Here is a 25729-nt window from a genome sequence, read left to right on the forward strand (position 1 = left end):
CCCGGCTAGCTCCCGGACGCCCGCGCGGCCGGCGCCTCCCGGTCGGCGACCGAACGCTGGTAGGCCTCGATGTTGCGGCGGGTCTCGGCCAGCGAGTCGCCGCCGAACTTCTCCAGCGCCGCCCGGGCCAGCACCAGAGCCACCATGGTCTCGACCACGACGCCGGCGGCCGGCACCGCGCACACGTCGGAGCGCTGGTGGATGGCCACCGCCTCGTCGCCGGTGGCCATGTCGACGGTGGCCAGCGCCCGCGGCACGGTGGAGATCGGCTTCATCGCCGCCCGGACTCGCAGCGGCTGGCCGTTGGTCATCCCGCCTTCCAGGCCACCGGCCCGGTTGGTGGAGCGCACCACACCGTCGGGCCCGGGATACATCTCGTCGTGGGCGCGGCTGCCGCGGCGGCGCGCGGTCTCGAACCCGTCGCCGATCTCGACACCCTTGATCGCCTGGATGCCCATCACCGCGGCGGCCAGTTGGCTGTCCAGCCGGTTGTCGCCGCTGGTGAAGGAACCCAGCCCGATCGGCAGGCCCAACGCGACGACCTCGACCACGCCGCCCAGGGTGTCGCCGTCCTTCTTGGCCGCCTCGATCTCGGCGATCATCGACTGTTCGGCCTGCTCGTCGAAGGCGCGGACCGGGCTGGCGTCGATCTTGGCGAGGTCCTCGGCCCGCGGCGGCGGACCGTCGTAAGGGGTGGAAGCCCCGATCGAGATGACGTGCGAGAGCACCTCGACGCCGAGTGCCTGCCGCAGGAACGCCCGCGCCACGGTTCCGGCCGCCACCCGGGCGGCGGTCTCGCGGGCGCTGGCCCGCTCCAGGACCGGGCGGGCGTCGTCGAAGCCGTACTTGAGCATGCCCGCGTAGTCGGCGTGTCCGGGCCGCGGCCGGGTCAGCGGTTCGTTGCGGGCGCTGTTCGCCAACTCGGCCGGGTCGACGGGGTCCGGCGCCATCACCGTTTCCCACTTGGGCCACTCGGTGTTGCCGATCTCGATGGCGATCGGACCGCCGAGCGTCACACCGTGCCGCACCCCGGACAGCATGGTGACCGCGTCGCGCTCGAACTTCATCCGGGCGCCGCGGCCGTAGCCCAGCCGGCGTCGGGCCAGCTCGTCGGCGATTTCGGTGGAGGTGACCTCGACGCCGGCGACCATGCCCTCGACCATGGCCACCAACGCCCGGCCATGGGATTCCCCGGCAGTTATCCAGCGCAACACCCGAACATCTTCCCATGAAGATTCTCCGCCCTTGACTCTGCGGCTGTGGCGAAGAAGTTCGAGTGGGCGCCGTAGGCGCAGAGTCAACGCAGCAGAGTCAGCTGAGTGAGCGCGAGTGCCAGGCCGCTGGCCAGGCACATCGACGGGCCGTGCGGCACGCTGCGCGCGCGGGCGACCGCCGCGATCACCACCGTGCACAGCGGCGCGGCCAGCGCCGCCAGGAACCACACGTCGACGCCGAAGCAGCCGGTCAGCGCGCCCAGCCCGGTGGCCAGCTTGACGTCGCCGGCACCCATTCGCCGCCGGCGCCACCAGATGCACCGCGAGATACAGCGTGGTCAGCGCCGCCGCACCGAGCAGCGCCGCCACCCCGCGCCCGGCCAGCCCGGCGCCTGCCAGGATCACCAACGCGCCGGGCAGCGTCAACAGGTTGGGCAGCCGGCGGTGGCGGATGTCACAGCCGCTCAACACCGCCAGCCAGGCCAGCACCACGACCACGCACGCGATCCGCATGCAGCGGCACGCTAGAGCAATTCGGCCAGCGCGCAAGTCATCGCCTCGCGCGGGGCGGGCAGCCCGGTGAACTGCTCCACCTGCGAGAACGCCTGATGCAGCAACATCTGCAGGCCGCTGATCACGCGCCCGCCGACGGCCTGCACCGCGGCAGCCAGCGGCGTCGGCCACGGGTCGTAGATGGCGTCCAGCAGCACCGGCACGGTGGCGAAGGTATCGGCGTAGCGCGCCGCCACGTCGGCCGGGATGGTGCTGACCAGCACCGCCGCCGAAGCCACCCGCTCGGCCAGGGCGGGGTCGTCCAGGCCGCAGCAGCGGGTCGCGACGCCCACTTGCGCCCCCAGTTCCACCAACCGGGCGGCCTTCTCGGGATCGCGCGCCACCACGGTGATGCCTTCGACGCCCAGCTGAGCCAACCCCACCACGGCTGCCGGCGCAGTGCCGCCCGACCCCACCACCACCGCGTGTCCGGTAACCGACCCCAGTGCGCCCGCGACGCCGTCGACGTCGGTGTTGTCGGCCCGCCAGCCGCGCGCGGTGCGGACCAAGGTGTTGGCGGACCCGACCTGCTCGGCGCGCGGGGTGCGCTCGTCGGCGAAGCGCAGCGCGGCGAACTTGCCCGGCATGGTCACCGACACCCCGACCCATTCCGGCCCGAACCCGCCGACCACTCCCGGCAGCGCGGCGGCGTCGCACTCGATGCGGTCGTAGGTCCAGCCGGTCAGGCCCAGGGCGCGGTAGGCGGCCAAATGCAGTTGCGGCGAGCGGGAATGCGCGATCGGCGAGCCCAGCACGCCCGCCTTGCGGATCTCAGCGCGCGGAATCGAATTGCCCTCTTCGCCGCCGCGCTCCGCGCGGCTACGCTCATCGCGCGGAATCGAGGACACCGTTGCGCTTGGCCAGTTCGATGTTCGCCAGATGCTGCTGGTAGTCCCGGGTGAACAAGGTGGTCCCCTGGGCGTCGATGGTGACGAAGTACAGCCAGTCCCCCGGTGCGGGATGCTCGGCGGCCCGCAGTGCCTCCACGCCGGGCGAGCAGATCGCCGTGCGCGGCAGCCCTTCGACCATGTAGGTATTCCACGGGGTGTGCTGCGCGCGGTCGGCGTCGGTGGTGGCCACCTCGCGGCGATCCAGCGGATAGTTCACCGTGGAGTCCAACTCGAGCCGGCGGTGCTCGTGCAGCCGGTTGTAGATGACCTGCGCCACCTTCGCGAAGTCCTGCGCGTTGGCTTCCTGCTGCACCAGCGAGGCCACCGCCAGGATGTCGTACGGCGATAGGCCCAGCGACTTGGCGGTGTCCAGCAACCCCGAGGTCAGATACTCCACCGCGCCGGCGCTGACCAGGTTGGCCAGCGTCGTCTCGGCGGAGGCGGCCGGGTCGATGTTGAAGGTCCCCGGCGCGATCAAGCCCTCCAGCCGGCGGTGGTCGTCGCCGAGTTCGCGCACCCGCTCCATCGCCCAATCCGGCACCGACAGCGCCGCTGGTGTGCTTTTGCTCGCCGCGGTGCGCAGGTCGGCCACCGCGATGCATCGCTGGTTGCCGTCGAGGTCGACGCAGGTGGCCCGCGAGATCAGGGTGAGGATGCCCGGCGTGGTCTTGTTGGTCTTCATGTCGGTGGTGTCGTCGAGCTGACGACCCTCCGGGATGACCAACCTGCCCACCCGGCTACCGGGGTCCGCCAGCCGGGCCACCGCGTTGGCCGCCGGGATCTCGGTGCGCATCCGGTAGTAGCCCGGCTGGATCGAGGAGATCGCGGCGTTGCCGTGGGCGGCGTCGACGAACGCCCGCACGGTGCGCACCACGCCGCGCTGCAGCAGCGTCTCTCCCACCGCGGTGGTCGAGTCGCCGGCCTGGACCTGGATCACGATGTCGCGCTTGCCGTTACCGGCGTAGTCGTTGTCCGAGCTTGAGAACAGATGCCACAACTTGCCGCCCAGCAACACCGCGGCCACCACGACCGCGACCAGCAGACCGGCCGCGATACCGCCGGCAACACGGCGGCGGCGACGGATGCGCTGGGCGTGCTTGCGCTGCGCCCGGGTCCGGCGCGGGCCGCCGCCACCGACGGCGACCGGTTCGGCCCGGCGCTCGGCCCGGCCTTCGTCCAAGTCAGACATCGGATGCCTGCTCGGCGGGGTCGGCTGCCCGAGCACGCTGCTGGTCGAGCCAGCCCTGCAGAATCCCCACCGCGGCCGCCTGGTCGATCACCGAGCGCTGCTGCCTGGCCCGCACCCCTGCCTCGCGCAGCGACCGCTGCGCGGCGACCGTGGTCAACCGCTCGTCGGCCAGCCGGACCGGCACCGGCGCGATGCGCTGCGCCAGCAGGTCCGCCAGCTCGATCGCATCCTGCGCCGACGATCCGATGCGGTCACCCAACGTCCGCGGCAGCCCCACGATCACCTCGACGGCCTCGTACTCGGAAACCAGCGCGCCCAGCCGACGCAGGTGCCGGCCGGACCGCTCGCGGCGGACCGTCTCCACCGGGGTCGCCAGAATGCCGTCGGGATCGCTGACGGCCACCCCGATGCGCACGGTGCCGACGTCCACGCCGATGCGGCGTCCTCGTCGGGGGTCAGCTGCACCCGTCACTCAACCGACCCGCGCTATCACTGCGATCTGCGCGCGCAGCGCGGCCAGGGCGGCGTCGATGCCGGCCGGGTTCTTTCCCGAACCCTGCGCCAGGTCGGGCTTGCCGCCGCCGCGACCATCTACCGCCTGAGCCAACTGCTTGACCAGATCATTGGCGCTCAGGCCCAGGTCCTGGGCGGCGGTATTGACAGCGACCGCATACGGCACCGTCGCGCCGTCACCCTCGGCGATCAGCGCCACCACGGCCGGGTCGGCACCCAGCTTGCCGCGCACGTCGCCGACCAGGGTGCGCAGGTCCGCTCCGGTCATCCCGGCCGCCATCCGCTGCGCCACCACCCGGACGTTACCGATCCGCTCGGCCCCCGCGGCGGCGTTTGTCGCAGCCGCCCGCGCGCTGGCCAGTCTGGCCTTCTCGAGTTCCTTCTCGGCGGCCTTGAGCCGCTCCACCAGGCCGGCCACCCGGGCCGGCACCTCCTCGGAGGGCACTTTCAGCGACGACGCCAGCCCGGCCATCAGCGCACGTTCCTTGGCCAGGTGCCGGAACGACTCCAGCCCCACGTAGGCCTCCACCCGGCGCACTCCCGAACCGATCGACGACTCCCCCAGGATGGTCACCGGACCGATCTGCGCGGTGTTGTGCACGTGGGTGCCGCCGCACAGCTCCAGGGAGAACGGGCCGCCCATCTCGACCACCCGCACCCGCTCCGGGTAGGCCTCGCCGAACAGCGCCATCGCACCCATCGCCTTGGCCTTCTCGAGCTGCTCGACGAAGGTGTGCACCTCGAAGTCGGCCTGCACGGCCTCGTTGGTGACCTGTTCGATCTCGGTGCGCTGCGCTTCGGACAGCGGGCCCTGCCAGTTGAAGTCGAACCGCAGATACCCCGGGCGGTTCAGCGACCCGGCCTGAACGGCGTTGGGGCCCAGAACTTGTCGCAGCGCCGCGTGCACCATGTGGGTGCCGGAGTGGCCCTGGGTGGCGCCCTTGCGCCAGCCGGGGTCCACCGCGGCGACCACGGTGTCGCCCTCGACGAACTCGCCGGATTCGACGTTGACCCGGTGCACGTGAACGGTTTTGGCGATCTTCTGCACGTCGGTGACGGCGGCCTTGGCGCTGCCGCCCGCCCCGGTGCCGGTGATCGTGCCGGCGTCGGCGATCTGCCCGCCCGACTCCGCGTACAGCGGCGTGCGATCCAGGATCAGCTCGACGCGGTCCGCCTCGGCGCTTTCGGCGTGCGAGACCACCGGGACCCGCCGGCCGTCGATGAAGATCCCCAGAATCCTTGCCTCAGAGGTCAATTCGTCGAAACCGGTGAACTCGGTGGGGCCGGCGTCGACCAGTTCGCGGTAGGCGGACAGGTCGGCGTGGGCGTGTTTGCGGGCAGCGGCGTCGGCCTTGGCACGCTGCCGCTGCTCGGCCATCAGCTCCCGGAACCCGGCCTCGTCGACGGTCAGGCCCGACTCGGCGGCCATCTCCAGGGTGAGCTCGATCGGGAAGCCGTAGGTGTCGTGCAGGGTGAAGGCGTCCGAGCCGGAAACCACGGTGGCGCCGGCCGATTTGGTGGCGCCGGCCACGTCGTCGAAAAGCTTGGACCCGGACGCCAGGGTGCGGTTGAACGCGGTCTCCTCGGCGACGGCGATCCGGTTGATCCGGTCGAAGTCGCTGACCAGTTCGGGGTAGGAGGGACCCATCGCGTCGCGCACCGTGGCCATCAGGTCCCCGACGATCGGGGTGTCGATGCCCAGCAGCTTGGCCGAGCGGATGACCCTTCGCAACAGCCTCCGCAGCACATACCCGCGACCGTCGTTGCCGGGGCTGACACCGTCGCCGATCAGGATGGCGGCGGTGCGGCTGTGGTCGGCGATGATGCGGTAGCGGACGTCGTCGGCGTGATTGCCGACGTCGTATCCGCGCGGTGCGCGGCTGGCCACCAGATCGATCACCGGGCGCAGCAGGTCGGTCTCGTAGACGTTGTGCACGTTCTGCAGCACCAGCGCGATGCGCTCTACACCCATGCCGGTGTCGATGTTCTTGCGCGGCAACGGCCCGAGGATCTCGTAGTCCTCCTTCGTGGTGCCCTCGCCGCGCTCGTTCTGCATGAACACCAGGTTCCAGACCTCGAGGTAGCGGTCCTCGTTGGCGATCGGGCCGCCGTCGACGCCGAACTCCGGGCCGCGGTCGTAGTAGATCTCCGACGACGGCCCGCACGGACCCGGGATGCCCATCGACCAGTAGTTGTCGGCCATGCCGCGGCGCTGGATCCGCTCGGCCGGCAGGCCGGCGACCTCCTGCCACAGCCCCGCCGCCTCATCGTCGTCGAGATAGACTGTGGCCCAAAGTTTTTCGGGATCCAGCCCGTACCCGCCGTCGGTAACCGGGTTGGTCAGCAGCGCCCAGGCCAGTTCGATGGCACCACGCTTGAAGTAGTCGCCGAAACTGAAATTGCCGGCCATCTGGAAGAACGTGTTGTGCCGGGTGGTGATGCCGACCTCGTCGATGTCCGGCGTGCGGATGCATTTCTGGATGCTGGTCGCGGTGGCGTAGGGCGGGGTGCGCTGACCCAGGAAGAACGGCACGAACTGCACCATGCCGGCGTTGACGAACAACAGGTTGGGGTCGTCGAGTATCACCGAGGCACTGGGCACTTCGGTGTGGCCTGCCTTCACGAAATGATCAAGGAAACGCTTCCTGATCTCGTGTGTCTGCACTCTTCTTCTTCCTTGCTTCTTTACGGGGTCGACCATCAGCCTATTCGCCGCGCTCTGCGACCGAATACGCAATTCGGCCCCGCTTAGCCTTCCATTCAGCCTTCGACGAAGCTCAACCGGACCGACCGCCGCGGGTTGTCCCGGTTCAGGTCGACCAGCACCACGCTCTGCCAGGTGCCCAGCAGCGGCTCGCCGCCATGGACCGGCACCGTCACCGACGGCGAGACGATGGCCGGCAACACGTGGTCGGCGCCGTGGCCCGGGGAGCCGTGCGCATGCCGGTAACGGCCGTCGCGCGGCAACAGCCGCTCCAGCGTGTCGACCAGGTCGTCGTCGGAGCCGGCACCGGTCTCGATGATCGCCACCCCGGCGGTGGCATGCGGGACGAAGACGTTGCACAAACCGTCCTCGTGGCTACCGCAGAAGCTGCGCACCGCCTCGGTCAGATCGACGATGCGGCGACGCGCGGTGTCCACATCAAGCACGTCGGTATGCACCCGGTCAAGCCTACGGCTCGGCATCCGCGCACTGCCAATCGACAGTGTGACGGTTGCCACACCCGCGGGGTCGGAGGAAGGTGGTTGGTGCACCACCGCAGCCGGCAGAAAGGCACGACCGTGTACGCACGCTCTACCACCATCCAGGCCCAACCTTCGCTGCTCAACATGGGTGTGGCCCATATGCGCGAGGTGGTGTTGCCCGCTCTGCAGCAGATCGACGGATGCCTGGGCATGTCGCTGCTGGTGGACCGGGAGTCGGCGCGGTGTGTGGCGACCAGCGCCTGGGAGAACCAGGACGCGATGCGCGCCAGCGCCGAGCGAGTCTGGCCGATCCGCAGCCGGGCCGTCAAGATCTTCGGCGGCAGCGCGGTGGTGGACCAGTGGGACATCGCGATGCTGCACCGCGACCACCGGTCCGGCCTGGGCGCCTGCGTGCGGGCCACCTGGCTCAAGGCCCGCCCGGAGCGGTTCGACCAGGCGCTCGACTTCTACAAGCTGGCGGTGCTGCCGGCCGTCGAAGAGTTCGACGGGTTCTGCAGCGCCAGCCTGATGATCGACCGCGCCTCGGCGCGGGCGGTGGTGTCGGTGACCTACGACAGCCGCGAAGCGATGGAACGCAGCAGCGAGGCGGCGCGCTCGTTGCGCACCGCGATCCTGCGGGACCTCGGGATCGACCAGGACGACGTCGGCGAATTCGAGCTGGCGATCGCCCGGCTGCGGGTGCCCGAGCTGGTCTGACGGCTGCGTTTGGCGCCGAGCGTGCCCGAGTTGTCTGACGGCTGCGTTTGGCGCCGAGCGTCACGCTGGCGCAACGGTCGGTGCCCACCGTCACGCTGGCGTGACGCTCGGCGGATGGGGTTGATCCGCTAGCGCTTCTTCCCGCGGATGATCGCGCGCAACCGGTCCAACCGGCCGGCCATCTCCCGTTCGGCACCCCGACCGGTAGGCCGATAGTAGTCCACGCCCACCAACTCGTCCGGCGGATACTGTTGCGCCACAACACCATCCGGGGCGTCGTGGGAGTACTTGTAGCCCTGCGCGTTGCCCAGCGCCGCCGCACCGGAGTAGTGCCCGTCGCGCAGATGCGCCGGCACCAGCCCGGCCTTGCCGGCTTTGACGTCGCCGATGGCCGCGCCCAGCGCCGTCGTCACGGCATTGGACTTCGGCGCGGTCGCCAGGTGAACGGTGGCATGCGCCAACGTCAGCTGCGCCTCGGGCATACCGATCAGCGCCACCGTCTGCGCCGCGGCCACGGCCACCAGCAGCGCGGTCGGGTCCGCCATGCCGATGTCCTCGCTGGCCAGGATCATCAGCCGGCGCGCGATGAACCGCGGATCTTCGCCGGCGACGAGCATCCTGGCCAGATAGTGCAGTGCCGCGTCCACATCCGAGCCGCGCACCGACTTGATGAACGCGCTGACGACGTCGTAGTGCTGGTCGCCGTCGCGGTCGTAGCGCACCGCGGCCCGGTCCAGGGACTGTTCGATGGTCTCGACGGTGACGGTGGCCGTTCCCGCCGTTCCCGCCGTTTCCGACGCCACCTCCAGCGCGGTCAGCGCGCGGCGGGCATCGCCGGCCGCCAACTGCACCAGCAGCTCGACGGCGGCGGCATCGACCGCCATCTTGCCGCCCAGCCCGCGCGGGTCGTCGATGGCACGCTGCACGACGGTGCGGATGTCGTCGGGGGTCAGCGGCCGCAACTGCAGGATCAGCGACCGCGACAGCAGCGGCGCCACCACCGAGAAAGACGGGTTCTCGGTAGTCGCCGCCACCAGCAGCACCACCCGGTTCTCCACCGCGGCCAGCAGCGCGTCCTGCTGCGTCTTGGAGAAACGGTGCACCTCGTCGATGAACAACACCGTCTGCTCACCGGAGAGCAGGCTGCGGCGCGCCTGGTCGATCACCGCCCGCACCTCTTTGACGCCGGCCGACAGCGCCGAGAGCGCTTCGAACCGGCGGCCGGTGGCGTGTGAGATCAGCGCCGCCAGCGTGGTCTTGCCGCTTCCCGGCGGCCCGTACAGGATGGCCGAGGCCACCCCGGATCCCTCGGCCAAGCGCCGCAGCGGCGACCCGGGCGCCAGCAGATGGTCCTGCCCGACGACTTCGTCCAGCGTCGCCGGACGCATCCGCACCGCCAGCGGCGCCGAGGCTCCCGCCGGGGCGCCCACCGCACCCGGAGCGGCCATTCCGCCCCGGCCGGACGTCACCGGTTCCGCGGGAAGGTCGAACAGACCGTCGGACACGGATTCAGGCTTACCACGCAGTGCGGATAGCCAACCAATGCGCGCGATTCGGGCCCAGGTTTGCTAAGTTCCCGTTTGCGCCGATGGAACAAAGTTAAGCCCCGATCGACCAGAGCGAACTACGAGGCAACTAGGACTGCAATGAGCCAGCCGCCAGAATATCCAGGCAATCCGTCCGATCCGCAGGGCTACCCGCCCCCGCCGCGCCACGGCGCACCGCCGCCCGGAGGGGTTACGGCGCACCGCCACCTCCACCGCCGAGCTACACGCCTGCCCCACCGCCGAGCTACACGCCTCCCCCACCGCCGCAGGGGCCGCCGGGCGGCTACCAGGCTCCCGGCGGCTACGGCGGCCCGCCGCCCCGCCACCCGGCTACGGCGCACCGAGCGCGCCGCCGGCCGGCTACCCGCCGCCGGGTTACGGGGCCCCGGCCGGCGGCCCCGGCGCGTCGTTCAGCGTCGGCGAGGCCTTCAGCTGGGCGTGGGGCAAGTTCACCAAGAACGCCGCGGCGCTGGCCGTTGCGGGCGTCATCTTCGTCGTCGGTCTCGGCATCCTCTTCGCCATCCTCTACACGTCATTGATCGCGGGGATGATGAATGCCAGCACCACCACCTATGACCCCAACACCGGCGCCTACCAAACCGACGCCAGCCTCGGCGCGGGTTCGCTGATCCTGGGGCTGCTGCTGGGCCTGTTGCTCGCCGTCGTCAGCTTCTATATGCAGGCGAGCTTCATCTCGGGCAGCCTCGACGTCGCCGACGGTAAGCCGGTGACCGTCGCGTCGTTCCTCAAACCCCGCAACTTCGGACCAGTCCTCCTCACCGCGTTGCTGGTGATGGTGGGCACGTCGATCGGCAGCATCCTGTGCTACATCCCGGGGTTGATCTTCAGCTTCCTCACGATGTTCGCCCTGCAGTTCGCGGTGGACCGGTCTTTGTCGCCGGTTGATTCGATCAAAGCCAGCATTGCGTTGACCCGGGCCAACGTCGGCCCCAGTCTGCTGACCTGGCTCGTTCAGATCGCGGTCATGCTGGTCGGCGAATTCGCTTGCGGTGTCGGATTGATCGTGGCCATCCCGGTCGCCTTCCTGATCCAGACCTATGCCTACCGCAAACTGACGGGCGGTTACGTCGCCCCGTTGGAGCAGGCTGGACTGCCACCGGGGCCGCCACCGGGCCAGTATCCGGGTCCGCAGTATTCGTAAGTACTGGTAAAACCTGCGAAACAGGTCGTTCACACGCAACGGCCTGATTAACGAAAGACTGCCGCCCGCAGCACAAGCCGGAAACGGCGCGCGCTGCGGGCGGCAGTCACTTGTGATGGGATCAGCGGTTATGAGCATCAAAGTTGCACTGGAGCACCGCACCAGTTACACCTTTGACAAGCTGGTCCAGGTGTATCCGCACATCGTGCGGTTGCGTCCGGCGCCGCATTCGCGCACCCCGATCGAGGCGTATTCGCTGCGGGTCGAACCGGCCGAGCACTTCATCAACTGGCAGCAGGACGCGCTGGGCAACTTCCTGGCGCGGCTGGTCTTCCCGAAACCCACCCGCGAGCTCACCATCACCGTCGGGCTGATCGCCGATCTCAAGGTGATCAACCCGTTCGACTTCTTCATCGAGGACTGGGCCGAAACGTGGCCGGCGGAGGGGCTCGTCTACCCCAAAGCCCTGGCCGCCGACCTGGAACCGTTCATGCGGCCCGTCGACGAGGAGCACGACGGGTCCGGGCCAGGCGAACTCGTGCAGGCCTGGGTGCGCAACTTCGCCGTCCCCCCGGGCACCCGCACCATCGACTTCCTCGTCGCGCTCAACCACGCGATCAACGCCGACGTCACCTACAGCCTGCGGATGGAGCCCGGCGTGCAGACCCCGGACTACACGCTGCGCAGTGGGGTGGGTTCGTGCCGCGACTCGGCGTGGCTGATGGTGTCGATCCTGCGCCAGCTCGGCCTGGCCGCCCGGTTCGTGTCGGGCTACCTGGTGCAGCTGGCCTCCGACGTGGAGGCCCTGGACGGCCCGTCGGGACCGGCCGCGGACTTCACCGACCTGCACGCCTGGACCGAGGTGTACATCCCCGGCGCGGGCTGGATCGGGCTGGACCCGACGTCGGGGCTGTTCGCCGGCGAGGGCCACATTCCGCTGGCGGCGACCCCGCACCCGTCGTCGGCGGCACCCATCACCGGCAGCACCGAGCCGTGCTCGTCGGTGATGGAGTTCTCCAACACCGTCACCCGCGTCCACGAGGATCCGCGGGTCACGCTGCCCTACACCGACGACGCGTGGCAGACCATCTGCACCGTCGGTCACCAGGTCGACGAGCGACTGGCCGCCGGCGACGTCCGGCTGACCATCGGCGGCGAGCCCACGTTCGTGTCGGTGGACAACCAGGTCGACCCGGAATGGCGCACCGCCGCCGACGGGCCGCACAAACGGCGGCTGGCCTCCGCGCTGGCCGCCAGACTCAAGGCGCAGTGGGCGCCGCAGGGACTGGTGCAGCGCAGTCAGGGCAAGTGGTACCCGGGTGAGCCGTTGCCGCGCTGGCAGATCGGGCTGTACTGGCGTGCCGACGGGCGCCCGCTGTGGGCCAACGAAGCGTTGCTGGCCGACCCCTGGGCCCCGGAATTGCCGGACCCTGTCGAAACGTCGGTGGCCAACGACGTGCTTGCCACCGTCGCCGAAGGTCTGGGGCTGCCGCTGTCTCAGGTGCGCCCGGCCTACGAGGACCCGCTGGCGCGGCTGGCCTCCGCGGTGCGGTTGCCGGTCGGCGACCCGGTCGATCCCGCCGACGACCTGGCCCCGGAAAGCGGCCACGACGCCGCCGCCCTGCTCGCCAGCCTGGACGAAACCATCACGACCCCGGTGGCATTCGTGCTTCCGATCCATCGTCGCGAGGACGGCTCCGGCTGGGCCAGCGCGAACTGGCGGCTGCGCCGCGGCCGGCTGGTGCTCACCGAGGGCGACTCGCCGGCCGGCCTGCGGCTGCCGCTGGATTCGATCAGCTGGCGCCCGCCGCCGACACCGTTCGACGCCGACCCGGTCAGCCCGGGGCAGCTGCCGGTACCCGAGCCCGCCGCGGCCGGCGAGACGGCGGTGCTGGTGGACCCGCAGGGCGCGCCGACGACCGCGCTGGTCGCCGAGGTCCGCGACGGGTTGCTCTACATCTTCCTGCCGCCCACCGCGGCGCTGGAAGACTTCATCGACCTGGTCAGCCGGGTGGAGATGGCGGTGGCCAAGGCCGACACCCCGGTAGTGATCGAGGGGTACGGGCCACCGACGGACCCGCGGCTGATATCGACGACGGTCACCCCCGACCCCGGCGTCATCGAAGTCAACGTCGCCCCGACCGCCAGTTTCGACGAACAGCGCCAACAACTCGAGACGCTCTACGAGCAAGCCCGCCTGGCCCGGTTGTCCACCGAATCGTTCGACGTGGACGGCACGCACGGCGGTACCGGCGGCGGCAACCACATCACACTGGGCGGCGTCACCCCGGCCGACTCGCCGCTGCTGCGCCGCCCCGACCTGCTGGTGTCGCTGTTGACGTATTGGCAGCGGCACCCGTCGCTGTCCTACCTGTTCGCCGGCCGATTCGTCGGCACCACCTCGCAGGCGCCGCGCGTCGACGAGGGCCGCGCCGAGGCTCTCTACGAGCTGGAGATCGCCTTCGCCGAGATCGCCCGGCTCGGCGGCGGGGGGCCGAAGAGCAACGCCAAGCCGTGGGTGACCGACCGCGCGCTGCGCCACCTGCTCACCGACATCACCGGCAACACCCACCGCGCCGAGTTCTGCATCGACAAGCTCTACAGCCCCGAGGGCCCCCGCGGCCGGCTGGGCCTGCTGGAGCTGCGCGGGTTCGAGATGCCCCCGCATCTGCGGATGGCGATGGTGCAGTCGCTGTTGGTGCGCTCGCTGGTGGCCTGGTTCTGGGATGAGCCGCTGCGCGCCCCGCTGATCCGGCACGGCGAAAACCTGCACGGACGATATCTGTTGCCGCACTTCCTGATTCACGACATCGCCGACGTCGCGGCCGACCTGCGCGCGCACGGCATCGCGTTCGAGACGAGCTGGCTGGACCCGTTCACCGAGTTCCGCTTCCCGCGCATCGGCACCGCGGTGTTCGACGGCGTGGAAATCGAGCTGCGCGGGGCGATCGAGCCGTGGAACACCCTGGGCGAGGAGTCCACGGCCACCGGGACCGCCCGCTACGTCGACTCCTCGGTGGAGCGGGTCCAGGTCCGCGTCATCGGCGCCGACCGGCACCGCTACACGGTGACCTGCAACGGCTACCCGGTCCCGTTGCTGGCCACCGACAACCCCGACATTCACGTCGGTGGGGTGCGGTTCAAGGCGTGGCAACCGCCCAGCGCCCTGCACCCGACCATCTCCATCGACACGCCGCTGCAATTCGAGCTGATCGACCTGACCACCGGGACGTCCCGCGGTGGCTGCACCTACCACGTCGTCCACCCTGGCGGCCGCGCCTACGATGAGCCGCCGGTCAACGCGGTGGAGGCCGAGTCGCGCCGGTCGCGGCGGTTCGAGGCGACCGGGTTCACCCCGGGCAAGCTCGACCTGGCCGGTATCCGGGAGAAGCAGGCGCGGTTGTACACCGACATCGGCGCGCCGGGCATCCTCGACCTGCGACGCGTGCGTACCGTGCAGCAGTAGTGGCGTTCGGGACACGGCACGGGAATTTGACACACCTATGGCAGTCGGCATGAGCATGAGCGGGTCTTCGGCGTTCGCCGGGCACCAGGAGAGCTTGGCCGGGTTCGAGAGCAGGCACTACGACGGCGACCGGCTGCTGGCCGGATATCGCACCGCCCGCGCCCAGGAAGCACTGTTCGATCTGCGCGAGGGTCCCGGCGTCGGCTACGACGAGTTCGTCGACTCCGACGGCAACGTGCGGCCGGGATGGCACGAACTCGCCGACGCGATCGCCGAACGCGGCCGGGCCGGGCTGGACCGGCTGCGCTCAGTGGTGCACAGCCTGATCGACCACGACGGCATCACCTACACCGGGGTCGCGGACACCCAGGACGCGCGCGACGTGTCCCCGGGGCACGGCCCGGAGCCGGGACTGTGGCACCTGGACACGCTGCCGCTGGTGGTCTCGGCCGCCGACTGGGAGTTGCTGGAAGCGGGGCTGGTGCAGCGCGCCCGGCTGCTCGACGCGGCGCTCGCGGACCTGTACGGGCCGCGCCATCTGCTCACCGAGGGACTGCTGCCGCCGCAGCTGGTGTTCGCCCATCCCGGATACGTGCGGCCCGCCACCGGGATCAAGGTGCCCGGCCACCACCAGCTGTTCATGCACGGCTGCGATGTGAGCCGGCGGGCCGACGGCACCTTCCAGATCAACGCCGACTGGACCCAGGCCCCCTCCGGCGCCGGATACGCGCTGGCCGACCGGCGGGTACTGGCGCACGCGATTCCCGATCTGTACGAACGGATCGCGCCGCGGGCCAACACCCCGTTCGCTCAGGCGCTGCGGCTGGCGCTGATCGACGCCGCACCCGATGTGGTGCAGGACCCGGTAGTGGTGGTGCTCAGCCCGGGCATCTACTCCGAGACCGCGTTCGACCAGGCCTATCTGGCCACGCTGCTGGGTTTCCCGCTGGTGGAGAGCGCCGATCTGGTGGTGCGCGACGGGAAACTGTGGATGCGTTCCCTGGGCACACTCAAGCGGGTCGACGTGGTACTGCGCCGCGTCGACGCGCTGTACGCCGACCCGCTGGATCTGCGTGCCGACTCCCGGCTCGGGGTGGTCGGGCTGGTGGAGACGCTGCACCGCGGCACTGTCACGGTGGTCAACACACTGGGCAGCGGAATTCTGGAAAGCCCTGGGCTGCTTCGTTTTCTGCCGGATCTGGCCGAGCGGCTGCTCGGCGAGGAGCCGCTGCTGGCTTCGGCGCAGGTGTTCTGGGGCGGCATCCCCGCTGAACTCTCGCACCTGCTGGCCAACCTGTCGCGGCTGTTGATCCGACCGGTGGACGGCGGGGAAACCCTTGTCGGACCGACACTTTCGTCCGCTCAGCTCAGCGAGCTGACCGCCCGTATCGAGGCGGCGCCGTGGCGGTGGACCGGGCAGGAGCCGCCGACGTTCTCCTCGGCGCCCACCGACCACGCCGGCGTGCTGTCCTCCGCGGGTGTCGGGATGCGGTTGTTCACCGTGGCCCAGCGCAGCGGCTACGCACCCATGATCGGCGGCCTGGGCTACGTGGTGGCGCCCGGCCCGGCCGCATACACCTTGAAAACGGTTGCCGCCAAGGATATCTGGGTGCGACCGACGGAGCGTGCCATCGCCGAGACGGTGACCCTGCCGTCGGCGCCGCGGCCCGTCAAGACGGGTGCGGGCACCTGGGCCGTCAGCTCGCCGCGGGTGCTCTCGGACATGTTCTGGATAGGACGCTACGGCGAGCGGGCCGAGGACATGGCGCGACTGCTGATCGTTGCGCGGGAGCGCTACCACGTCTACCGGCACCACCAGCACACCGAGGAGAGCGAGTGCGTGCCGGCGCTGATGGCCGCGCTCGGACGCATCACCGGAACCGACACCGGGGCGGGCGGCGCCGACGAGTACGACCCCGCCGAGATGATCGCCGTGGCTCCCTCGATGCTGTGGGCGATGACGGTGGAGTCGGGCCGGCCGGGATCGTTGATCCAGTCGGTGGAGGGTCTGGCGCTGGCCGCCCGCGCGGTGCGCGACCAGTTGTCCAACGACACCTGGATGGTGCTGGCCAATGTCGAACGCGCGGTTGGCCTTCGGTCGGATCCGCCGCAGTCGCTGGCCGAAGCCGACGCGCTGCTGGCCGCCGCCCAGTCCCAGGCGCTCGCCGGGATGCTGACGCTGGCCGGGGTGGCCGGCGAGTCGATGGTGCGCGACGTCGGCTGGACGATGATGGACATCGGCAAGCGGATCGAGCGGGGGCTGTGGCTGACCGCGCTGCTGACCGACACACTCACCAAGGTCCGGGGCACCGTCGCCGAGCAATCGATCGTCGAGGCCACTCTGGAGGCCTGCGAGTCGTCGGTCATCTACCGCCGGCGCAACCTGGGCAAGATCAGCGTGGCCGCGGTGACCGAGCTGATGCTGTTCGACCCGCAGAACCCGCGCTCGCTGTTGTACCAACTCGAGCAGTTGCGGGCGCACCTCAAGAACCTGCCCGGCTCGTCCGGCTCGTCGCGTCCCGAGCGGATCGTGGACGAGATCGGCACCCGGCTGCGCCGCGCGGATCCCGTTGAGCTGGAAGAGATCACCGACGGGCAGCGGGCAGAGCTGGCCGAGCTGCTGGAGTGGGTGCACGCCGCGCTGCGCGAGCTGGCCGACACCATCACCGCCACGCAGCTCGCCCTGCCCGGCGGCATGCAGCCGCTGTGGGGTGGCCCCGACGAACGGCGCACGCTGCCCGCGTAGCTAGTTCTGCGATGTCACCTCGTCGATCACGGTGTGGACGAACTGCATCTTGTCCAGCACCGCCGGCGGCAGCACGAACGGGTAGAGGTCGTCGTGCCCCATGGACCGGTTCACCATGTTCAGCGACCATGACAACGGCAGCCACATCTCGATAATGGTGGGAAATGCGCTGGGGCCCAACGGCGGCCGGTCGAACGTGGCGGCCGCCGGGGCCAGACCGCACGACGCCGAGGTGTCCAGGGTGTCGCGGATGTGCAGGTAGTGGGCGAACGTCTCGGCCCAGTCCTCCGCGGGGTGCATGGTCGCATAGGACGAGACGTAGGTTTCCTCCCAACCATCCGGGGCACCTTCGCTGTAGTGACGGTCCAGCGCGGCCTGATAGTCGGCGTCGGGATCGCCGAACAGCTCGTTGAACCGCTGCAGATACTCAGGTGTCCTGATCAGGCGGTAGAAGTAGTAGTGCCCGACCTCGTGGCGGAAGTGCCCGAGCAGGGTGCGGTACGGCTCCTCCATCTCCACCCGCAACTGTTCGCGGTGCACGTCGTCGCCCTCGGCCAAATCCAGTGTGATAACCCCGTTTTCGTGGCCGGTGATGACGTTCTCGTGCGCACTGGACAGCAGCCGGAAAGCCAGCCCGTAGTCCGGGTCCTGGTCACGCCCGATGATCGGTAGCTTCATCTCGTGCAACTCGGCGACCAGTCGCCGCTTGGCCGCTTCGGCGCGGGCGAACTCCGCCAGACCGACCGTGTCGCCGTCGTGCGGGCGCTCGATTGTCAACGCGCACGACTCGCACAGGGTGCCTGGCGGATCCACCGGAACCAGCCAGTTGCATTCGGCCACATACAGATTGGCGCACAACTGGTATTCGGCGGCCGCGACCGCACCGGCGTGGTCGCTGTCCTCCTCTTGCTTGGCGATCACCAGCAACGCCATCTGATCCAGCGAAAAGCCCAGCGCGCTGCCGCAGTTCAGGCAGGCCGAGTTCTCGAATGTCAGGCGCTGGCCACAGTTGGGGCAGCTGAAATCACGCATGTAGTTCATCACCTTCGAATGGGACGACGTCGACACCGACGTCGATTACGCTGCGCTCGGAATTCGTGTAGATGATGCCGCGCAGCGGGGGCACATCCGCGTAGTCGCGTCCGCGGCCGACGATGATGTAGCGCTCGTCGACCAAGGCGTCGTTGGTGGGATCCAGCCCCAGCCACTCGAATTGGCCGGGCTGTTGCGGCGTCCACACCGACGCCCAAGCGTGGGTCGCGTCAATGCCTATCATTCGATCCTTCCCCGGTGGTGGGTCGGTGGCCAGATACCCGGACACGTAGCAGGCCGCCAGACCGTTGGCTCGCAGGCAGGCGATCGCCAGCCTCGCGAAGTCTTGACATACCCCCTCGCGGGCAATCAGAACCTCGTTGACGCGGGTGGAAACGGTGGTCGATCCGGACCGGTAGGTGAAGTCGCCGAAGATGCGCGACGAGAGGTCCCGCAGCACCTCGACCAGCGGGCGTCCGGGTTCAAAGCTGGGGGCGGCGTACGCGCGGACCTCGTCGGTGATCTCCGGCGGGGTGAGGTCCAGGGTGAAGTCGACAGCCAACGCGCCGGCTGTCCCGGCCGGCCGCGCGGCCTCCCACGGTTGCAGTGCCGGGCCGCTGCTGTAGAGGCCCGGATGCGGTGGGGCCACGTCGACGATCGAATCGCTGGTGACGGTCAGCGCGCGGTGCGGCTCGGTGACGTGGAAGTAGGAGCTGATGTTGCCGTAGGTGTCGCGGCTGGTGGAGCTGTCCGACGGGGTGGGGTTGATGTCCAGTCGGTGCGCCACGCAACGCTGGCGCAACGAGTCGCGCGGGGTGAGGAACCCGCGCCCGTACGAGCTGGTCACGACGTCGGAGTACCGGTATTCGGTGCGGTGCGTGACCCGATAGCGTTTGGCGTCCGCGGGGCTGGTCAGGCCGGACAGCTCGGCATACGGCAACTGGCGTCTCCCCTGTGCGTGATCACCCTGGGCCCTCAGATCACATCACATGCCCGACTATTCCGGCGGCTACGGGGAACCCTGATTGCCAACACGTCGTCACTGAGTAGTCACACGGGAAGGAGTCGACTCGTGCAGGGACACGAAATCCGGTCGCTGGCCGATCTGGCCGGGGAAGGCACCCGGGTGCTGACCACATTCGTCCGCGACATGCACCACGGCATCGCCAGCCGCGTCTTCGACTCGATCGGCCCGGCGGCCAAACCGGTGCAGGCCATTCACGACGGCGCCGCATCGACGGTGTACACGCTGGTCGACGCCGCGGTCCGGGGTTCCCTCTACGGCGCCGGCGCGCTGGCCGCCGAAACCATCAGCAACGACGACGACCCGACGGTGCAGGCCCGCCCGCGGGTCGCCGGGGCCCTCGCCGCGCTCAACGGCATCTACGGCGACGAGATGACCAACCGCAACAACGGCTTCGCACTGAACATGCAGATCCGGCGCAAGGGGCAGCCGGTGGCACTGACCCCCGATTCCCTTCGGCAGGCGTTCCCGACGGCGACCGGCCGGGTCGTCGTCTTCACCCACGGCTGGTGCATGACCGAACGGTCCTGGTGGCGCGAGCCGCGCACCGGCGAACCGCTGCGCCCGTACGGCAAGCGGCTGCGCAAGGACCTCGGCTACACCCCCGTGTACCTGCGCTACAACAGCGGCCTGCACATCTCGGCGAACGGCCAGGCGCTGGCCGGCCTGCTGAACGAAATGCACGCGCTGTGGCCGGTGCCGGTGCGGGAACTGGTCCTGGTCGGCCATTCGATGGGCGGCCTGGTGGCACGCAGCGCCTGCCATTACGGCACTGAGCGCGAACACGACTGGACCGCGGCCGTGCGCAACGTGGTGTGCCTCGGTTCGCCCCACCTGGGCGCGGAGCTGGAAAAGGGTGTCAACGCCGCAGCCTGGGCGCTGGCCAAGCTGCCCGAAACCCGGGCCGTGGCACGGTTTCTCAACACCCGCAGTGACGGTGTGAAAGATCTGCGGTATGGCGCGCTGCTCGACGAGGACTGGCGGGATGCCGACCCGGACGAGTTTCTGCGGGACCGCTGCCAGGAGGTGCCGTTCCTGCCGCATGCGGTCTACCACTTCGTCTCCACCACCGCGGCGCCGCGCGCGGTCGGCCTGCTGGTCGGCGACCATTTGGTGCGACCCAGCAGTGCGGCCGGGCGCGGGCGGGACCGCAGGATTCCGTTCGAGCCCGAGCACGGGCTGACCCTGAGCGGGCTGAATCATTTCGATTTGCTCAACCATCCGGCGGTGTACGACAAATTGCTGGCCTGGCTGGGCTGATCGGGCGCACAATCGTAGGCGTGGCCACCTGGGACGACGTCGCGCGCATCGCCGCCGAGCTGCCGCTGGTCACCGAGCAGTCGCAGCACGACTGGCGGGTCGGCAAGAAGTTGCTGGCCTGGGAGCGCCCGTTGCGCAGGTCCGACATCGAGGCCCTGACGAGCACCGGTGCGCAGCCACCGGAAGGCGACATCCTTGCAATACGGGTCCCCGACGAGGGGGTGAAGTTCGCGCTGATCGCCGACGAGCCGAGGATTTTCTTCACCACCCCGCATTTCGACGGCTACCCGGCCGTGCTGGTCAAGCTGGCCGAAATCGGGTTCTTCGAGCTCGAGGAGTTGCTCACCGAGGCTTGGTTGACGCAGGCGCCGCGACGGCTGGTCAAGGAGTTTCTGGCCAAGTCGTCGTAACGGCCTGCAGGTCGTCGGCGCAGCCCGCGACGACGTCGGCGAGCACCACTTCGGTGCTGTCCCGCGCCGTTGTGTGCAGCTCGCCGGCGTGGCGGCGGGCGGCGGCGATGTGCGTGGCCGCCGCCGCGGGATCGGCGTCGGCCAGCGCGGTCGCGGCAATCAACTCCGCAATCGCGGCGCGCATGGCCGGGGAGACGTCCCGGCCGACCGGACGGGTCACCGAGCGAACCAGATGCAGGACGCAGCCGGCGAACAGGCCCAGCTGCGCAGCCTGCGCGTCGATGCGCCGAATGGTGGCGCGGGACGCCCAGCGCCGCGGCGCGCGGCGCACCGTCAAGTCGGCCGTAGCGCGCGCTTCGATCAACACACCGACCTGCGCGTGCAGCTGATCCGAGACGTCTCGCGGCCAGTCGGGATCACGACTACCCGGGTCGCTCAGCATGCCCGCAGCTTGCTCGAGGGCCTGGTGCGCGGCCGCCAACACCCCGGTGCGCGCGTCGGCGATCAGGCGGTGCGGGTCGGCCGGAAAGAACACGATCGCGAACAGCAGGGCCAGGCTGCCGCCGATCAGGGAGTCGAAGAGCCGTTCGGTCACCACCACGCCGCTGTGGGCGAACACCAGCACCAGGATCGCCGAGACCGCCGTTTGGTTGACGAACATCAAGCCCTGCCCCATGGCGCCGCGCCCGATCAGCACCGCGACCGACAGCGCCACGAACACCGCCACGCCGATCGCGATGCGACCGGCCCCGAGAAAGCCTTCCACCGCACCGCCCACCGCGATACCCAGCGCGACGCCGACCATCATCTGGGTGGCACGCCGCGCTCGCAGCACGTTGCTGGCCGACATGCACACCACCGCCGAGATCGGCGCGAAGAACGGTTGCTGGTGACGCAGCAGGTCGTGGGTCAGGTACCACGCCAGTGCGGCGACCACGGAGGTTTGGGTGATCGGCCACAGCGCGGCGCGCAGCCGGTGCGCGGCGGCCACGCCCTCGCCGGCGGCGCCGGTCAGCAGCGAAGTGCTCATGACGTCTGCTTACCGCACCGGGTGTGAAATATGCGACGCGGGCGCTGCTACCCGTTCGCGCCGCAGAATCGAGGAGCGCTCAGCCGCGCTGCAGTTCGAACAATGGAATCACCCGGCTGGTCTTGGCCTGATATTCACCAAAGCCTGGCGCTTCGGCCACCAGCCGCGAGAAGAGTTCGTCACGCTCGGCGGGCGGCAGTTCCCGCGCGGTCACGTCGAAGGCGTCGGTGCCGACTTCGACCCGCGCGGCGGGGTTGGCCCGCAGGTTGTGCACCCAGGCCGGGTTGACGGGGGCACCCGCGAAGGACCCGATGATGATCAGCTTGCCGTCGATGTCGAAGTAGGCCAGCGGTGAGGTCCGCTGTTCGCCGGACTTGGCGCCCGTGGTGTGCAGCAACAACAGGTCGGCGCCCGCGAACTGGCCACCCACCTTTCCCTGGTTGGCACGGAACTCGGCGATGATGTCTTTGTTCATCGCCTTGGCCATCTCGGCCATCGCCTTCGGGTCGTCCGGCAGTTGCGTCATACCCCGTCCAGCGGCTTGGGCTTGAAATCTATTCCGGACTCCTTGCGCTGCTGGGCGGTGATGGGCGCCGGCGCGTCGGTCAGCGGGTCGACGCCGCCGCCGGTCTTGGGGAACGCGATCACCTCGCGGATCGAGTCGACGCCGGACAGCAGCGCGTTGATCCGGTCCCAGCCGAATGCGATGCCGCCGTGCGGCGGTGCGCCAAAAGTGAAGGCCTCCAACAGGAAACCGAATTTTTCCTGCGCCTCGTCCGGGCCGATGCCCATCACCTCGAACACCCGCTCCTGGACGTCGCGGCGGTGGATACGGATCGAGCCGCCGCCGATCTCGTTGCCGTTGCAGACGATGTCGTAGGCGTCGGCCAGCACCGCGCCGGGATCGGATTCGATGCGGTCCTGCTGTTCGGCCTTCGGTGCGGTGAACGCGTGGTGGACCGCGGTCCACGCTCCCGAGCCGACGGCCACGTCACCGGCCTCCACGGCGTCGTCGGCCGGCTCGAACAAGGGCGGGTCGACGATCCAGACGAACGCCCAGCTGCCGGGCTCGATCAAGTCCAACCGGTGCGCGATCTCCGAGCGCGCCGCGCCCAACAGCGCCCGGGATCCCTTGACCGGGCCGGCGGAGAAGAAGATGCAGTCGCCGGGGTTGGCTCCGACGTGGCCGGCCAGGCCGTCGCGTTCGGCGTCGGTCAGGTTCTTGGCAACCGGACCGCTCAGCGTGCCGTCGTCGCCGACCAGCACGTAGGCCAGCCCGCGGTGCCCACGCTGCTTGGCCCACTCCTGCCAGCCGTCCAGGGTGCGGCGCGGCTGGGACGCGCCGCCGGGCATTACCACCGCGCCGACGTAGGGCGCCTGGAACACCCGGAAGGTGGTGTCTTTGAAGAACTTCGTGCACTCGACGAGCTCCAGCCCGAAGCGCAGGTCCGGCTTGTCGGAGCCGAACCGGCGCATGGCGTCGGCGTAGGTCATCCGCGGGATCGGGGTGGGGATCTGGTAGCCGATCAACGCCCACAACGCGGACAGGATCTCCTCGGAGATCGCGATGACGTCGTCGACGTCGACGAAGCTGAGCTCCATATCGAGCTGGGTGAACTCGGGCTGGCGGTCGGCGCGGAAGTCTTCGTCGCGGTAGCAGCGGGCGATCTGGTAGTAGCGTTCCATGCCGGCCACCATCAACAGCTGCTTGAACAGCTGCGGGCTCTGCGGCAGCGCGTAGAACGTGCCCGGCCGCAACCGGGCCGGCACCAGGAAGTCGCGCGCACCTTCCGGCGTGGAGCGGGTGATGGTCGGCGTCTCGATCTCGACGAAGTCGTGCCGGGCCAGCACCTCGCGGGCCGCGGCATTCACCTTGGAGCGCAACCGAATTGCCGCGGCCGGGCCATCGCGGCGCAGATCCAGGTAGCGGTACTTCAGCCGCAGCTCCTCCCCCGCCGGCTCGTCCAGCTGGAACGGCAGCGGCGCGGACTCGCCCAGCACGGTCAGCGCGGTGGCGTTGACTTCGATGTCACCGGTGGCGATCTCGGGGTTGGCATTACCTTCCGGGCGGATCTCGACCACCCCGGTGACCGCGACGCAGAACTCCGAGCGCAACCGGTGCGCCTGGGCCAGCACATCGGCTTCGCGGAACACCACCTGGGCGACGCCGGACGCGTCACGCAGATCGATGAAGATGACACCACCGTGGTCGCGGCGGCGGGCCACCCAGCCGGCCAACGTCACCTGTTGCCCGGCGTCGCTGTCCCGTAGCGAACCGGCGGCGTGGCTGCGCAGCACAAAGACTCCTTAAGACCTGAATTGGATGACTGCCCAGTCTAAAGGGCGGGTTTGACACGGTACTTTTGCCTGTATTCCAACCTCCATCGCACTCGTGGGTCCCGGCGCTGTCGGTACGACGGTCGCCGCCCTGCTGCACCGCGCCGGGCACCCGGTGCTGCTGTGCGGCCACACTCCGCGCGCGATCATCGAACTGCGGCCCGACCCCGAAGTCTTGGCCGGTGACCCCATCGTGGTGCCCGGACCGGTGCACACCGACCCCGCTGACGTCGGCGGACCGGTCGACGTGCTGATCCTGGCGGTCAAAGCCACCCAGAACGCAGCCGCGGCAGGCTGGCTGGCCCGGTTGTGCGACGAGCGCACGGTGGTGGCCGTGCTGCAGAACGGCGTCGAACAGCTCGAGCAGGTGCAGCCGCTGTGCCCGTCGTCGACCGTGGTTCCCGGCAGCGTGTGGTACTCGGCGGAGACCCAGCCCGACGGGTGGGTGCGGTTGCGTGGCGAGGCCGCGCTGGTGCTGCCCACCGGGCCGGCGGCGGAGGCGCTGGCCGACCTGCTGCGCGGGGCCGGCTGCCGGGTGGACTGCGACCCCGACTTCACCACCGTGATCTGGCGCAAACTGCTGCTCAACGCGCTGGCCGGACTGATGGTGCTGACCGGGCGCCGGTCGGGGATGTTCCGCCGCGACGACGTGGCCGACCTGTCGCGGCGGTATGTGGCCGAGTGTGTGGCGGTGGCGCGCGCCGAGGGCGCCCGGCTGGGCGACGACGTCGTCGCACGGATCGTCGATTCGTTCCGGGTGGTTCCCGAGGACATGACGACCTCGATACTGACCGATCGGGAACACCACCGGCCGCTGGAATGGGACCTGCGCAACGGCGTGATCATCCGCAAGGCCCGCGCCCACGGCCTGCCCACCCCGATCAGCGACGTGATCGTGCCGCTGCTGGCCGCGGCCAGCGAAGGCCCCGGCTAAGGTGCACGGCATGCATCCCTGCGAACGCGTCGACCTGAGCTTCGTCGACAACGCCAAATACCGCTTCCGCAACAGCGTGGACCTGGCCATCACGCCCGAGCAGTTGTTCGAGGTGCTGGGCGACGCCGAAGCGTGGCCGCGTTGGGCGAAGGCGATCACCAAGGTCACCTGGACCAGCCCGGAGCCGCGCGGCGTGGGCACCACCCGCGTCGTGGAGATGCGCGGCGGCATCGTCGGCGACGAGGAGTTCATCGCCTGGGAACCGTTCACCCACATGGCTTTTCGGTTCAACTCGTGCTCGACGAAGGCAGTCGCCGCGTTCGCCGAGGACTACCGGGTGCAGGTCATTCCCGGCGGCTGCCGACTGACCTGGACCATGGCCCAGCAGCCGGCCCGCGGCGCCGGCCTGGGCATGGTGCTGTTCGGGCCGCTGCTGAACCTGGGGTTGCGCTGGTTCCTGCGCAATCTGCGCGCTTACACCGACACCCGGTTCGCCGCCGCCCCGCAGCGATAGGCCGGT

General features: G+C 69.7%; 19 protein-coding genes and 2 pseudogenes. 8 read left to right on the forward strand and 13 right to left on the reverse strand.

Translation table 11 applies throughout. The annotated features are described in order from the left end of the window. Positions 1–5: 5 nt before the first annotated feature. From aroC to L6444_RS17330, 7 genes and pseudogenes are all read right to left on the reverse strand, one after another. Positions 6–1214, reverse strand: coding sequence for a chorismate synthase (gene aroC, locus L6444_RS17300; protein WP_236976121.1), 1209 nt, complete (start codon positions 1212–1214; stop codon positions 6–8). Between the two features lie 83 nt (positions 1215–1297). Then, positions 1298–1727 (reverse strand): annotated as a pseudogene (locus tag L6444_RS17305) (prepilin peptidase). 11 nt (positions 1728–1738) lie between these two features. After that, positions 1739–2536: a shikimate dehydrogenase gene (locus tag L6444_RS17310; protein WP_236984206.1), complete on the reverse strand. Its 798-nt coding sequence runs from the start codon at positions 2534–2536 to the stop codon at positions 1739–1741. Positions 2537–2591: 55 nt separating this feature from the next. Beyond that, entirely contained in the window at positions 2592–3845 is a 1254-nt protein-coding gene (gene mltG, locus L6444_RS17315; RefSeq protein WP_236976123.1) for an endolytic transglycosylase MltG, read from the reverse strand. Continuing rightward, entirely contained in the window at positions 3838–4317 is a 480-nt protein-coding gene (gene ruvX / locus L6444_RS17320; RefSeq protein WP_236976125.1) for a Holliday junction resolvase RuvX, read from the reverse strand. The genes mltG and ruvX overlap by 8 nt, the downstream gene beginning before the upstream one ends. Beyond that, positions 4318–7023 carry an alanine--tRNA ligase gene (gene alaS, locus L6444_RS17325; RefSeq protein ID WP_236976127.1) on the reverse strand — a complete coding sequence of 902 codons (2706 nt, stop codon included), beginning with the start codon at positions 7021–7023 and terminating at the stop codon, positions 4318–4320. It abuts the gene before it with no gap. A 95-nt stretch (positions 7024–7118) separates the two neighbouring features. Beyond that, complete coding sequence (locus L6444_RS17330) at positions 7119–7508, reverse strand: secondary thiamine-phosphate synthase enzyme YjbQ (RefSeq protein ID WP_236984208.1); 390 nt, start codon at positions 7506–7508, stop codon at positions 7119–7121. 132 nt (positions 7509–7640) lie between these two features. On the opposite strand from L6444_RS17330, the gene L6444_RS17335 reads away from it, so the two are divergent. After that, the gene (locus L6444_RS17335; protein WP_236976129.1) at positions 7641–8261 is read left to right on the forward strand and encodes a hypothetical protein; all 621 of its coding nucleotides are present in this window, start codon (positions 7641–7643) and stop codon (positions 8259–8261) included. Positions 8262–8389: 128 nt separating this feature from the next. On the opposite strand, the gene L6444_RS17340 is transcribed toward L6444_RS17335, so the two are convergent. Next, the gene (locus L6444_RS17340; RefSeq protein ID WP_370653120.1) at positions 8390–9766 is read right to left on the reverse strand and encodes a replication-associated recombination protein A; all 1377 of its coding nucleotides are present in this window, start codon (positions 9764–9766) and stop codon (positions 8390–8392) included. A 141-nt stretch (positions 9767–9907) separates the two neighbouring features. On the opposite strand from L6444_RS17340, the pseudogene L6444_RS31190 reads away from it, so the two are divergent. From L6444_RS31190 to L6444_RS17360, 3 genes and pseudogenes are all read left to right on the forward strand, one after another. Beyond that, positions 9908–10970: pseudogene (locus L6444_RS31190) on the forward strand (DUF2189 domain-containing protein). Between the two features lie 130 nt (positions 10971–11100). Continuing rightward, positions 11101–14436: a transglutaminase family protein gene (locus tag L6444_RS17355; RefSeq protein WP_236976133.1), complete on the forward strand. Its 3336-nt coding sequence runs from the start codon at positions 11101–11103 to the stop codon at positions 14434–14436. Between the two features lie 49 nt (positions 14437–14485). Further along, a complete protein-coding gene (locus L6444_RS17360; protein ID WP_370653119.1) occupies positions 14486–17182 on the forward strand; it encodes a circularly permuted type 2 ATP-grasp protein in 2697 nt (898 codons plus the stop codon). On the opposite strand, the gene L6444_RS17365 is transcribed toward L6444_RS17360, so the two are convergent. Together L6444_RS17365 and L6444_RS17370 are read right to left on the reverse strand one after the other, a co-directional pair. Then, positions 17183–18214, reverse strand: coding sequence for a zinc-binding metallopeptidase family protein (locus tag L6444_RS17365; protein ID WP_236976135.1), 1032 nt, complete (start codon positions 18212–18214; stop codon positions 17183–17185). After that, entirely contained in the window at positions 18207–19139 is a 933-nt protein-coding gene (locus L6444_RS17370) for a transglutaminase family protein (RefSeq protein WP_236984215.1), read from the reverse strand. Before L6444_RS17370 ends, L6444_RS17365 begins: the two co-directional genes overlap by 8 nt. A gap of 147 nt (positions 19140–19286) precedes the next feature. Here L6444_RS17370 and L6444_RS17375 point away from each other — a divergent pair, with 147 nt between their 5' ends. Together L6444_RS17375 and L6444_RS17380 are read left to right on the forward strand one after the other, a co-directional pair. After that, positions 19287–20498 carry a lipase family alpha/beta hydrolase gene (locus tag L6444_RS17375; RefSeq protein WP_236976137.1) on the forward strand — a complete coding sequence of 404 codons (1212 nt, stop codon included), beginning with the start codon at positions 19287–19289 and terminating at the stop codon, positions 20496–20498. Positions 20499–20518: 20 nt separating this feature from the next. After that, positions 20519–20908: an MmcQ/YjbR family DNA-binding protein gene (locus L6444_RS17380; protein WP_236976139.1), complete on the forward strand. Its 390-nt coding sequence runs from the start codon at positions 20519–20521 to the stop codon at positions 20906–20908. Here the strand turns inward: L6444_RS17380 and L6444_RS17385 are convergent. The 3 genes from L6444_RS17385 to aspS all read right to left on the reverse strand — a co-directional run bounded on the left by L6444_RS17385 (position 20880) and on the right by aspS (position 24236). Beyond that, a complete protein-coding gene (locus L6444_RS17385; protein ID WP_236976141.1) occupies positions 20880–21938 on the reverse strand; it encodes an FUSC family protein in 1059 nt (352 codons plus the stop codon). The genes L6444_RS17380 and L6444_RS17385 overlap by 29 nt on opposite strands. Positions 21939–22017: 79 nt before the next feature. Further along, positions 22018–22464, reverse strand: coding sequence for a nitroreductase family deazaflavin-dependent oxidoreductase (locus L6444_RS17390; protein WP_236976146.1), 447 nt, complete (start codon positions 22462–22464; stop codon positions 22018–22020). After that, positions 22461–24236, reverse strand: coding sequence for an aspartate--tRNA ligase (gene aspS, locus L6444_RS17395; protein WP_236976147.1), 1776 nt, complete (start codon positions 24234–24236; stop codon positions 22461–22463). The genes L6444_RS17390 and aspS overlap by 4 nt, the downstream gene beginning before the upstream one ends. Before the next feature lie 73 nt (positions 24237–24309). On the opposite strand from aspS, the gene L6444_RS17400 reads away from it, so the two are divergent. Both L6444_RS17400 and L6444_RS17405 read left to right on the forward strand, forming a co-directional pair. Then, entirely contained in the window at positions 24310–25209 is a 900-nt protein-coding gene (locus L6444_RS17400; protein WP_236984217.1) for an oxidoreductase, read from the forward strand. Positions 25210–25219: 10 nt separating this feature from the next. Next, on the forward strand, positions 25220–25723 hold the full coding sequence (locus tag L6444_RS17405; RefSeq protein ID WP_236976148.1) for an SRPBCC family protein: 504 nt from the start codon (positions 25220–25222) through the stop codon (positions 25721–25723). The last annotated feature ends 6 nt before the right edge of the window (positions 25724–25729 follow it).

Source organism: Mycobacterium kiyosense (assembly GCA_021654635.1).
GTDB classification, from domain to species: domain Bacteria; phylum Actinomycetota; class Actinomycetes; order Mycobacteriales; family Mycobacteriaceae; genus Mycobacterium; species Mycobacterium kiyosense.

Excerpts from the sequence above, each read along its gene's own strand:
- mltG (WP_236976123.1), bottom strand. The coding sequence starts at position 3,845 with ATGTCTGACTTGGACGAAGGCCGGGCCGAGCGCCGGGCCGAACCGGTC.
- L6444_RS17355 (WP_236976133.1), top strand. The coding sequence starts at position 11,101 with ATGAGCATCAAAGTTGCACTGGAGCACCGCACCAGTTACACCTTTGAC.
- L6444_RS17360 (WP_370653119.1), top strand. The coding sequence starts at position 14,486 with ATGAGCATGAGCGGGTCTTCGGCGTTCGCCGGGCACCAGGAGAGCTTG.
- L6444_RS17365 (WP_236976135.1), bottom strand. The coding sequence starts at position 18,214 with ATGCGTGATTTCAGCTGCCCCAACTGTGGCCAGCGCCTGACATTCGAG.
- L6444_RS17385 (WP_236976141.1), bottom strand. The coding sequence starts at position 21,938 with ATGAGCACTTCGCTGCTGACCGGCGCCGCCGGCGAGGGCGTGGCCGCC.
- L6444_RS17390 (WP_236976146.1), bottom strand. The coding sequence starts at position 22,464 with ATGACGCAACTGCCGGACGACCCGAAGGCGATGGCCGAGATGGCCAAG.
- L6444_RS17405 (WP_236976148.1), top strand. The coding sequence starts at position 25,220 with ATGCATCCCTGCGAACGCGTCGACCTGAGCTTCGTCGACAACGCCAAA.